This window comes from Clostridium zhoujianii (assembly GCF_051590805.1).
Lineage (GTDB): Bacteria > Bacillota > Clostridia > Clostridiales > Clostridiaceae > Clostridium.
On record NZ_JBPUTF010000002.1, the window covers coordinates 163,921 to 176,071 of the forward strand.

A 12,151-nucleotide genomic window follows, 5' to 3' on the forward strand; every position below is an offset into this window, starting at 1 on the left:
TCTTATATACCAATCTAAATTGGAGGTACAAAAGATAATGAATATTTTCAAGAGAAATAAAACCATATCTAGAATGGAGTTAGAAGCTTATATTGGTGAAAAAGCATATACTCCTTTCTATACTAAAACCCTAAACAAATTTATGGAGAATCCAAATTCCCCAAACTGGAGTTGGCCTTCTTTCTTTATAGGAATGTATTGGTTAATGTTTAGAAAGGCTATTATTCCTTCATTAATTCTTTTTGCAGTTAATTTTGCATTAATGACTATAGTGCCTTTCCTAGTTAGTCCAATAATCTCTTTATCAATACTTATTTTAATGGGACTATTTGGTACAAATATATTCCTTATGAATGCTGAAAGAGAGATCTCTAAGTTGAAAATGCAGAACCCTGGGCTAGATGAAGTTGCTTTATTATCTAAAATAGGTTCAATTGGTGGAACAACTTATTTATATCCAGTACTATTCTATTTGGGACAAACTATACTTTATTCAATTATATATTAGTATTACATGTCATAATACCAAAAAAATCTTGGGGGTAAATTCCCCAAGATTTTTTCTTATTTAATTATACTTATTTAATTTCAAAACTATTTCTCAATATAATTCATAACATGTTTGATTACCATATTAATACTTCCATCTCCATTTCGTTGGATCTCAAACTTACTATCATCATGATAAGTTTCTTCATCTATATAAAGATCTATTGTTTTATCAATCTTCAATCTTACTCTCTTTAACTTTTTTTCTACCCATGCTTTATCTACTTGAACATCTTCACTTAAACCATGAGACTTTACGAAGTTTGTAAACTCTTCCTTAGCTTGAGGTTCACCACTAAATAGCTCCTGATTAAATAGTTCCTCTGAAAGTTCATCTATGTTAACCATATCTTCTTCTTTCAGTTTACCTTTAACTGCTGTCCTAATAGTCTCAGCTTTTACAGCATCATTAGCAAAGTTTTTCCTAGTCCAATTCTCTGTAGCCTTTAAGAAAGTTTTAGTCATATCCCTTTCATTGGTTATTATAGTACATCCAAGAAAGCTATTAATAAAGTAATTAGCTCCATATTCATCTTCTTCCTTACTCTTCTTTTGCTTATCTAAGACCATTAGGTTATAGCTATCATCTTCTCTTATCGGCTTTATAAAGGCAGCCTTTTGGATCTTCTGACTACTGCCTGGAAGACCTGCTGCTTGTGGTACTATTCCTATATCTATTTTATTTTCAACAAACTCAACTTGATGGGTAAAGTTCTTTACATAATCCATTTTTAGAATTGCTATCATTGGGCCCTGATCTGTTATTATTGATGATACTACCAAATCACAAGATGGTATATTTACGTTTCCTTTAAGTATCATAAATAACTGTCTTGCTAATTCCTTAGAAAGACCTATTAAATCATCATCTATTCCATTTAGATAGTCTTGAACTATTTCCTTAACTATATTTCTTTCAGAATTAAACTGAGCATACTTTAGCTCTTCATCCTTTAAGCATTTTTCCATATGTTTAAATAAAAACTTATATGTATCCTCATCTAAATCTAACTTATATTCATTCAATATTGGTTCAGCACTATTATTGTCTAATATATGAATAATTGATTCATTTACATTTATATCACTAATATAATCCATTCATTTCACCTCTAAAATTATTACCTCATACCATTCTAACAATGAATAATTATATTAACAAGATTAACTATCTTAGTTTTCTGCAAAAAAATAATGAGCCAATACTTTTACATATTGGCTCATTATTTATTTTAAACTACTGTTTCTGCAATATTAGTTGCATGGTCTCCTATTCTCTCTAAGTTACTAATTAAATCTAAGAATATAGTACTTATATTTGCTGAACAAGATCTTTCATTTAACCTTCTAATATTATTTTCTTTTAATTCTTTTTCATACCTATTTATCTTCATTTCTATTTCTTTTATATTTCTAGCACCTGCAATATCATTATTTCCATAACATTCTAAAGCAAGATTAAGGGCATCTAATGTTTCATTATACATGTTTATTAATTCTTCTTTAGCTTCACTTCCAATAGATAAATGATTATTAATCTTCTCTTCTGCAAGCTCTACAATATTCTTAGCATGATCTCCAATTCTTTCGATATCATTAATAACATGGAAAGTAACACTTAATAATTTACTATCATTATCTGGTAAATCATATCCAGATAATTGAACTAAATAATCTGTAATTTCTCTTTCTAAATTATTTATAATCTTCTCACGATTAAAAACGCTCTTCATTGCCTCTTCATTATCTTCTAAGAATGCTTTCATAGCTGATTCTATATTAGCCTTAGCTATATCACCCATTCTCACAGTTTCTTTGAATACTTGTCCAATCGCAATCATTGGAGTATCCAATAATTTCTTATCTAGGTACATCGCTCCCTCTGTTTCAACAACATCTCCACCCGGTAATATCTTATTAACCAATAATACAAGATATTTAGCAACTGGTAACAATACTATTGTAACAGTAACATTAAAGATTGTATGTGCATTTGCCACCTGTCTTGCTACATCTATAGGATTAGTCTTTTCTATTAATGATATAAGAGGATTCATAAATGGTAAGAAAATAATTACTCCTATAACATTAAAGAATAGATGTACTAGTGCTGCCTTCTTTGCAGTTCTGTTAGCTCCTGCTGAAGCTAATAAGGCTGTAACGCAAGTACCTATATTACATCCAAATATAATTGGTAATGCAACACCCATATTAATTGACCCTGTAGTTGCTAATGCTACCAAAATACCAGTTGTAGCTGATGAACTTTGAACTATTGCAGTCATTCCAAGACCTGCTAATACTCCTAATATTCTATTATCACCTATTACTTCAATTACTTGCTTAAATGCTCCTGACTCTGATATAGGTTGTAATGCACTAGACATAACTCCCATACCCATAAATAATATACCAAATCCTAAAGCTATAGATGCTATATCTTTAGATCTTTTTTTCTTTACTATTAATAACGCAATAGCACCTATTCCTATAAATAATGGCGCAATAGCATCTAATTTAAATGATACCATTTGTGCTGTTATTGTAGTTCCTATGTTAGCTCCCATTATAACTCCTGCTGCTTGCATCAATGACATAAGCCCAGCATTTACAAAGCTAACAACCATAACTGTAGTAGCACTTGAACTTTGGATAACTGCTGTTACAATTGCTCCTACCAAAACTCCTATGTACTTATTACTAGTTACTTTCTCTAGAATACCCTTAAGTTTATCCCCAGCTGCATTCTCTAACCCGTCTCCCATTAACTTCATTCCAAATAGGAATAATCCTAAACCACCTATAACTTGAATCAATATGTTCATGGTATCCAAAAATATCTCTCCTTCATAACAATTTAGTAACATAATCTTAACTTGCATTTAAATTTTATAACGAATTATTCATATTGTGTGGTTTTTAACATATTTTTAACACTACGTTTCAATAAAGTTAAAACAAAAGAAACTAATGATTATAATAACCATTAGTTTCTTATATTTTTCCTATATTCTTACTTTTTAACTAACCTTCCATGTACTAATAATCTTCCATCTTCTATCTCATAGGTACATGTTGATAAGGTAATAATCTTATCATCTTTATTAAACTCTGGCATATCTACATTAAACATAGATTTTCCTTTTAATGAGTTTAAATAGTTAATATAATCTTCATCTGAAGAAAATCCATCTCTATATGGATCTACATTGGCCGTTACAGCGTATACAGAGAATATCTCATACTCTAATACTTCATCTCTTGTGTTTATATACACCCTATTATTTGCTCTGAAAAATGTTTCATCCTTTAACTCTTCAAGGGATGCAAACATACTGCCATCCTTCATATGATGACCATGGATAATTGTATTCCTCTCTTCAAATGGAGCTTTATTTTCATAAGTTAAGAAAATTGCTCCTCCATCATTCACTTCTTTTTTGAAATTATGAGTTAAATAGTAGTCATTATCTACAGCTTGTACTACAGGGTAGTTAACTTTTGTATTAGGAACTCTAATCCATCCCTTAAACTCATTATTTATAGCAAACAGTTTGTCATAGTCTTCTTGATTAAATACAAATTGCTCCTCACCAGTACCTTCATCAACTACAACCTCTGGTGCAAACTCTTGAACTTCTTTATAACTCTTGGAATTCTTTCTATATTCATTAAAAATAGTTAGTATTTTAAATGCTGAGACTATAAATACAACTAATGCAACTACAAAAATAATTCTTCTTATAATCTCCTTTATTGATACTTTACTATCCTTCATTCCTACCTCCCTCTTTTAACCTTGTACATATTTTCATCTTAAATAGTGAGGAGAATTACTCCACACCATTAGTATATTACATAATTTCATTTTAATATCTATATAGTTATTTATTAACCTAATTCTAACGCAATCTCCATCATTTCAGTAAAACTTTCTTGTCTTTCTCCTGGAGTGGTCTCTTCCCCTTTAAATATATGATCAGAAATAGTAAGTATTGATAAAGCCTCTACTCCATACTTAGCTGCCAATGTATATAGCTCCGCTGACTCCATTTCAACTGCTAAGCATCCATAGTCAGCCCATAACTTAATTGATACATCTGTATCATCATAGAATAAATCAGAGGATAATACACTACCTACTTTAACATTTGAACCCTTATTTAATGCAATATTATAAGCCTTATATAATAAATCAAAATTAGCTGTAGGTGCATAATCCATACCATGGAATCTTCTTTTATTGATTCCTGAATTTGTTGATGCGCTTTGTGCTAATACTATATCTCTAACATTAACATCTTCATTCATTGAACCAGCTGATCCAATTCTTATTAATCTTTTTGCCCCATAGAATCTAATCAATTCATTAACATAGATAGAGTGAGATGGTAATCCCATACCTGTTCCTTGTACTGAAATTCTTTTTCCCTTGTAAGTTCCTGTATAACCATACATTCCTCTTACATTATTATAGCAGACTGGTTTTTCCAAATAGTTTTCTGCAATAAATTTTGCTCTTAGTGGATCTCCTGGTAATAAAACTGTTTCAGCTATTGCTCCTTCTTCGGCCATTATGTGTAGATGTTTTGCCATTGTGATTCGCCTCCTCATATCATTTCCTTTTATACATATATTATATCCTATTAGTAAATGAATATTAAGCTGAATTATTTTTGATGATTTATAATTTATACTTTCTTTGATTGAGTATAATTATATTAATTCTAGACAACATATTTACAAAACAAAAAATATTTACCTATGGTATAATAAATTAATTAAATACTAAATAATTGGAGAGATTGAAATGAAGGAATTAGAAACTCGAATAATTAAAATTGATGTTGCTAACATAAGAAAGACTCTTATTGAAAAGGGTGGCAAAAAAGTTAAAGAAGAAAATCAAGTAAATGATATATATGACTTTGAAGATTGCAGACTTCTATCAGCAAAAGGTTATGCTAGAATAAGAACAATTGAAGATTTAATTCATAATAAAGAAATAATCTATATGACTACAAAGAAGATGATTTCTCAAGAGAAATTTAAAGAAATGGAAGAGAATGAAGTTTTAGTAGATGATAAAAAAGCTGCTGAAGGTATTTTTGCAGCCCTTGGCTTAAAACTTAATCATTCTGTAAAGAAATATAGAGAAAGTTATCAGCTAGAAGATGGCCTTGTAGAAATAGATATAAATGATACAAACTTCTGTCCATTTCCTTATATAGAAATTGAAACTGATTCTGAAGAGAAACTAGAAAGAGTAGTTAATTTGCTTGGATACACTATGGATGATACTACTTCTAAAACAATATATGAATTAATCGAAGAAAATAAAAATTCTGTATAAAATCATATAAAAAAGCTATCAGTATATACTGATAGCTTTTTTAAACCATATATTCTATTACATATATTTTTTGTTTATATACGTAACTTAACTACTTATTTTTTTCTAAAATATCAAAGTAAATCTTTTTTAAATAAATATCCTTCTTACTTTCCCACTCTTCATAGGATTCTATATTATTACAAATTTTATCTATTTCATTACTAATTATATGATTTATATTTTTTATATTATTATCAATAACAAAATTAATTGAATTTCCATCTACAAAGGCAGTTGAAATTATATTCATAAATTCATTTTTTATCATCATACCTTCATTAATTCCAAAGGTTGAGTTTAATTTTAAGAAACTACTGTTCCTTGAAAAATTATCTCTATAGAATTCAATAAAAGCTTCAAAATCCTCTGCATTATTTTTCACTTCAATTTCAAATATTATTCTAAAGAACAAATTCCATTGAAAATCTTCATTTATAGACTTTAAAATTGTTTTACCAACTTTCTCACAAAAATCATCTTTAAAATTTATATCTCTTTCAAATTTAATTTCTTCATCAAACTTAGTATCAATTTCCTTGATTTCATCTAATCTTTCAAGAGTCATAATCAACATATCCCCATAGGCCTCTTCATTTCTAAGAAAATATTTAATTATTGTATCGCAAAGTTTTTTAAAATCTACTACAAACCCTATTGCATTTTTCATCTTTAAGGCATATGCATCATAAATAATTTTTGACAAAATCATTTCAAATTTACTTTTGCTTTCTGAATATAAATTTTTACCTTTCTCATTAAATTGATTATATGTTTCATATAATTGATTATCTATCATGATTAAATTCTTTTTTATTGAATTCATAGTATCTTTTAAATATGAGTCCATTAATCTATATGAATTATTCTTGTATATAATTTTATGCTCTATTTCCCCCCAAAACACATCTACCAACGACTTTATTTGAAGTTCAAAAGGAACTTTAATACTATCATACTTGTAGTACCCATCTATCCTATATATATCGTACCCATTTTTTTGTTTTTGAGGTTGAATCCCTTTTACATCAAGAATTATCCTGTCATCATTTTTATTAACTAGTTCAAAGTGATTCTTTACTATTTGGTATAAGTCCTCTTCATCTTTAATAAATCTACATTCTATTCTAACCCCAATTAAATCAGAAAGACCATAAATTAATTCTCTTGGCGATAGATTTTTATTATAATAATTATTCCTTATAATTTTTTCCTTCAAACTACTACTTGATTTAACCCTAGTACTAATATTTATATATCCTTCGCATTTACCTTTAACAAGACCTTCAAAATATCCTTCAATTTCCTCACTAACATCTTCAAAAAATCCCCTATTTTTTTCTAACTCTGAAATTATTTCATCTATAAATCCAAACATTTTTAATGTCATCATTATCATCCTCTCAGATTTTAATTATTTGAAATTATAACATAAGACTATGGCAACATTGTGTCATAGCCTACATAAATAAATCTTTACAACTCTATTGATTGTGTATTTCATATGCTGTTTTGATAGGCTTTCTTAATATTATTTTATATATTACCATAAAAATAATACTACTTAACCCAATAATAATTAATATCATAAATGCAGTATGCATAAAGAAATCTTGAGGTAGTATATTAATAATTGGATCTATCCTTGGATTAAATAACCAATTATCATTTCTAAAGAATACTTTATGGAATAATATAAATGCTTTATCAAAATCTACAGCTAAAAAGCCCATTATTACTATAGGTAAAGTTATTAATGATATTGATGTATACTTTAAATAGTTAGCTTGCCCTCTTCTTTTGCTCATCATAATTCCAATAAAACCCAGTATCCCTGTGATTATTAATAAAATATCCACTCCAATAAATATTTTTTTACATCTTCAAAATGGGCTTGTCCCTCATCTGAAAATCCGATTGTTGGTAATTTAAATTCTCTATACTCTTTACTATAGCTTAATAGATAATCTACCATATAATTATAATTTTCTTCTATCTCATCTTTATTATACCCACTTTTATCTACTATATTTAAGTATTCTATATCAAAGTAATATAGTGGTTTAAATGCTAATGTTATTTTAACTGATGCTAGTATAATAAATAATGCTAAAATTACTGGTAAAGCTATTTGTATACATCTATCCATTATTTTATGTTTGTATATAAATTTCATTCTCTTCTCCTTAATAAATAACTTTCTCTATACTATATTATACCAAAAATACATTCTAGACATATTTTTCAACATTTTTCTTTAGTAATAGAGAACTTTTTTGCTCCATATATATTTAAATCATATATACATACTACTTCTATTCCAAAGAAATATGAAAAAATATGGGATGTCGTAATACGACACCCCATATATTTTCTAGTCTAATTTCTCTCTTCTCTTTGAAGACTTTCTAAAAAACTTCACTAAAGTTTCTTTATCGTCTTCATATATTGCTTTTTTTATTAAATCTAGTTCTAACTCAAAATTATTGATTGCTTTCAACAAATTATGCTTATTTCCCAGGAAAAGTTCACTCCAAAGTTCTTCATTAATATTTGCAATACGAGTTAAATCTCTATAGCTATCTCCAATAAAACTTCCTGTATCTCTTCCTTCTTCATCACTATTTATTAAGGCTACAGCCATTGTATGAGGAAGTTGAGATGTAAATCCTATCATTTCATCATGTAGCTCTGGAGTAATCCTCCTAACTCTTCTAAAACCTATATTAAGAGCTATTTCTTCAATCATCTTAATATTTTCTTCTTTATTTCCCTCAATAGGAGTAATTATATAATTAGCACCTTTAAATACTTTATTTGTTGCAAAATCAATTCCCTTTTTTTCTCTTCCAGCCATAGGATGGCCAAATACAAAATCTATGTCTTTGGGTAATATATTTACTATATCCTCAATGAACATACACTTTATACCAGTGGCATCAGTAATAACAGAACCCTTTTTAAAGTTTTCTTTATTTCTCTCCACAAAATCTATAACTAATTTAGGGTATATAGAAAGAATAGTTAAGTCCGCTTCTCTAAAAAACTTCTCACCTGTAGTACAACCGTCTTTAATAATACCAAGATCCTTTGCTTTTATTAAAGTACTCTCATCCACATCTACACCAAAAACATTGGTATATCCTGCTTCTTTAAGTGCCATTGCAAATGACCCACCGATTACCCCAAGGCCTACAATAACAATATTCATCTATTATCCCCCTATATTTCTTTCCCTTCCATTTTAGCTAATACCTTAATCTTATCCATTAATGTCTTAAAGCTTTCTGGTTTAATAGATTGTTGACCATCGCTTAAAGCATTTTCTGGATCATTATGCACTTCTATCATTAATCCATCAGCACCTGCCATTATAGCAGCTTTAGCTAATGGTTCTACAAGATACCAGTATCCAGCCGCATGACTTGGATCAACTATAACAGGTAAATGAGATAATCTCTTTACTACTGGAATAGCGCTTAAGTCTAATGTATTTCTTGTGTAAGTCTCAAAAGTTCTTATCCCTCTTTCACAAAGAATTACATTTTCGTTTCCACCAGCCATTATGTATTCAGCTGACATTAACCATTCTTCTATAGTTGCTGATAAACCTCTCTTTAAAAGTATAGGCTTATTAGTTCTACCAATTTGTTTTAATAAATCAAAATTTTGCATATTTCTTGCACCAATTTGGATAACATCTACATTTTCAACAAAATCATCAATATAATCTGTTGACATTATTTCCGTAACTATTGGTAACCCTGTTTCTCTTTTTGCAAGCTTCAATAATTGTAGCCCTTCAAGCTCTAATCCTTGGAAACTATAGGGTGATGTTCTTGGTTTAAATGCCCCACCTCTTAAGAAGTTAGCACCGGCAGCCTTTACTTTTTCAGCAACTTCTATAATTTGTTCTTCACTTTCTACTGAACATGGACCTGCCATTATTCCTAATTTAGTTCCACCAATCTTAGTTCCATCTACATTTACTATAGTCGGATCTGGTCTAAATAATTTATTTGCCTTTTTGAATGGTTCTTGAACTTTTAATACTTTCTCAACACCATCTACTCTTAAAAGCTTGTCTGGATCTAGTATTGAAGTATCTCCAATACACCCTATTATAAAATTAGTAGATCCTTTCGATAAGTTTGTTTGTAATCCCTTACCCTCTACTATATTTTTAACTTTGTTTACTTGTTCTTCCCCACACTTATGGTTCATTATAATTATCATTTCTATTCCTCCTGTACTAATCAAATATTTATTACCACCTTTGCTATAAAATTTATAATCTATCATAGATTATAATCCCACAAAGGTAACTAAACAATCCTACTATCCTACTATCACAGATATTTTTCTGTGAATACCACTTAACTTTTACTTATTAACCTTACTTATAGCATCCATTGCCATTATATATCCAAACTCTCCAAAGCCAGATATTTGTCCAATACATGCTGGAGCTGTTACTGAAACTTTTCTAAACTCTTCTCTTGCATGAATATTAGATAAATGAATTTCAACTGTTGGTATATCATTACCTTTTATAGCATCATGAATTGCATAACTATAATGGGTATAGGCTCCTGGATTTATAATAATTCCTTCATATTTTTCAAAATACGCTTTTTGAATATAGTTAATTATTTCTCCCTCAATATTGCTTTGAAGAAGAGTTATATCGTGGCCTCTTTTACTTCCCTCTTCATGAATGTACTTACATACATCTTCATAATTCTTTGTTCCATATATACTTTTTTCTCTGACCCCTAGCATATTTAAGTTAGGGCCATTTATAACCATTAGCTTCATATCCCATTACTCCTTAATTTTATTCTTAAGGGTTTTAATTGCATCGTCTATTGTATCTCTTAAAAAACCTTCATTAGCAATAACTTCATCTGCTGCAGCATTATATAATTCATACCTCTCATCATATAATTCATAAATCTTTTCTTTCCCACCATTTAATAATGGTCTTGAATTAACATCTACATCTTCTAATATCATCTCTATTGGCCTGTCTATAAAAAGTATAATTCCTTCTTTTCTAAGTATCTCTGTATTTATACACTTTTTAATAACTCCTCCACCAGATGAAATAATTGCTCTCTTCTTTTTTGAAAGTTCCTCACAAGCTTTTGTTTCCCAAGCTCTAAATACTTCTTCCCCATCAACAAAAAGTTCTTTTACAGTCTTTTCTGATATCTCCTCAATATAAGAATCCATATCGTAGAAATTGTAGTTTAGTTCCTTAGCTAGGACTTTTCCTATAGTCGTTTTGCCACATCCTGGCATCCCTATTAAAACAACCTTATCCTTTAAGGCTTTTACCAATCTCTACACCCCCTTAACTAGTTATATTTAATAATCTATTTATTTAATATTAGCTAAATTCCTTTTCAAGTTCTTCATAAATTTTATTTAAAACCCCTTTACCAATATCTTGATTTTGCCATATTTCTTGAGACTTTATAGCTTGACCAACTAACATATATAAACCTCCACAGGTTTTCTTTCCAAAGCTTTTTCCAATCCTTAAAAATTCTGTCCACTGTGGATTATAAATCAGATCTATTAAAGCTTTAAACTTATCTATTACTTCCTCTGATACTGGAGATTTGCCTACATTAGGATACATGCCAACTGGTGTGGTATTTACTAATATATCTCCACTTATATTCTTTAAATCATCATAATCTATTCTTATAGCTCTATTATCAACATCTACATTAGATGTCTTATCTCTACTTACTAAATAAATTTCTTTAACTCCTTCATCAAAAAGATAAGCCATTACTGCCTTAGCTGCTCCCCCTGCTCCAAGTACTACAGCAATATTCCCTTTTACTTCAATATTACTATTCTTTAGCATACTACCAAATCCATAATAATCTGAATTATAACCATATAACTTGCTATCTTTAAGTAATATAGTATTAACAGCCCCAATAGCCTTAGCCTCTGGTGCTATAAAATCAAGATCTTTCAAAACTTCTTGTTTATACGGAATAGTTACATTAACCCCTTTTATTCCTAGTAACTTTAATGAATCTCCTAGTTTCGAAATATCATTTTTAGGTATTTCAAATGATTTATAGGCAGCTTCTATGCCTAAAAGTTCAAATAATCTATTATTAATCCTTGGTGAAAGACTATGTGATAGCTTTTCTCCTACTACACCATAAAAATCCATATTTCCTC

At 29.1% G+C, this 12,151-nt stretch carries 12 protein-coding genes and 1 pseudogene; 2 read left to right on the forward strand and 11 right to left on the reverse strand.

What is annotated here, in order from left to right; translation table 11 throughout:
• Positions 1-37: 37 nt before the first annotated feature.
• Positions 38-508, forward strand: a complete 471-nt coding sequence (locus tag ACSYT2_RS14355; RefSeq protein ID WP_430856836.1) for a hypothetical protein — start codon at positions 38-40, stop codon at positions 506-508.
• A gap of 86 nt (positions 509-594) precedes the next feature.
• Here the strand turns inward: ACSYT2_RS14355 and ACSYT2_RS14360 are convergent, their stop codons facing one another.
• The 4 genes from ACSYT2_RS14360 to deoD all read right to left on the reverse strand — a co-directional run bounded on the left by ACSYT2_RS14360 (position 595) and on the right by deoD (position 5,145).
• Entirely contained in the window at positions 595-1,650 is a 1,056-nt protein-coding gene (locus tag ACSYT2_RS14360) for a nucleoid-associated protein (protein ID WP_430856837.1), read from the reverse strand.
• A 131-nt stretch (positions 1,651-1,781) separates the two neighbouring features.
• Positions 1,782-3,374: a Na/Pi cotransporter family protein gene (locus ACSYT2_RS14365; protein ID WP_438385103.1), complete on the reverse strand. Its 1,593-nt coding sequence runs from the start codon at positions 3,372-3,374 to the stop codon at positions 1,782-1,784.
• A gap of 188 nt (positions 3,375-3,562) precedes the next feature.
• Positions 3,563-4,327, reverse strand: coding sequence for a class B sortase (gene srtB, locus ACSYT2_RS14370; RefSeq protein ID WP_438385073.1), 765 nt, complete (start codon positions 4,325-4,327; stop codon positions 3,563-3,565).
• A 113-nt stretch (positions 4,328-4,440) separates the two neighbouring features.
• Positions 4,441-5,145 carry a purine-nucleoside phosphorylase gene (gene deoD / locus ACSYT2_RS14375; protein WP_438385074.1) on the reverse strand — a complete coding sequence of 235 codons (705 nt, stop codon included), beginning with the start codon at positions 5,143-5,145 and terminating at the stop codon, positions 4,441-4,443.
• Positions 5,146-5,359: 214 nt separating this feature from the next.
• Between deoD and ACSYT2_RS14380 the strand changes: the two genes are divergently transcribed.
• Complete coding sequence (locus ACSYT2_RS14380; protein WP_430856840.1) at positions 5,360-5,902, forward strand: class IV adenylate cyclase; 543 nt, start codon at positions 5,360-5,362, stop codon at positions 5,900-5,902.
• Positions 5,903-5,993: 91 nt separating this feature from the next.
• Here the strand turns inward: ACSYT2_RS14380 and ACSYT2_RS14385 are convergent, their stop codons facing one another.
• The 7 genes and pseudogenes from ACSYT2_RS14385 to aroE all read right to left on the reverse strand — a co-directional run bounded on the left by ACSYT2_RS14385 (position 5,994) and on the right by aroE (position 12,143).
• Positions 5,994-7,334, reverse strand: a complete 1,341-nt coding sequence (locus ACSYT2_RS14385) for a GTP pyrophosphokinase (RefSeq protein ID WP_438385075.1) — start codon at positions 7,332-7,334, stop codon at positions 5,994-5,996.
• A gap of 91 nt (positions 7,335-7,425) precedes the next feature.
• A pseudogene (locus tag ACSYT2_RS14390) lies at positions 7,426-8,117 on the reverse strand (TIGR01906 family membrane protein).
• Between the two features lie 198 nt (positions 8,118-8,315).
• Positions 8,316-9,152: a prephenate dehydrogenase gene (locus ACSYT2_RS14395; protein WP_438385076.1), complete on the reverse strand. Its 837-nt coding sequence runs from the start codon at positions 9,150-9,152 to the stop codon at positions 8,316-8,318.
• Between the two features lie 11 nt (positions 9,153-9,163).
• Positions 9,164-10,177 carry a 3-deoxy-7-phosphoheptulonate synthase gene (gene aroF / locus ACSYT2_RS14400; RefSeq protein ID WP_430856844.1) on the reverse strand — a complete coding sequence of 338 codons (1,014 nt, stop codon included), beginning with the start codon at positions 10,175-10,177 and terminating at the stop codon, positions 9,164-9,166.
• 147 nt (positions 10,178-10,324) lie between these two features.
• On the reverse strand, positions 10,325-10,759 hold the full coding sequence (gene aroQ / locus ACSYT2_RS14405) for a type II 3-dehydroquinate dehydratase (RefSeq protein ID WP_438385077.1): 435 nt from the start codon (positions 10,757-10,759) through the stop codon (positions 10,325-10,327).
• A gap of 6 nt (positions 10,760-10,765) precedes the next feature.
• On the reverse strand, positions 10,766-11,284 hold the full coding sequence (locus tag ACSYT2_RS14410; RefSeq protein WP_430856846.1) for a shikimate kinase: 519 nt from the start codon (positions 11,282-11,284) through the stop codon (positions 10,766-10,768).
• A 49-nt stretch (positions 11,285-11,333) separates the two neighbouring features.
• Positions 11,334-12,143 (reverse strand): shikimate dehydrogenase, encoded by an 810-nt coding sequence (aroE, locus tag ACSYT2_RS14415; protein ID WP_438385078.1) that lies wholly within the window; start codon positions 12,141-12,143, stop codon positions 11,334-11,336.
• Positions 12,144-12,151 lie beyond the last annotated feature (8 nt).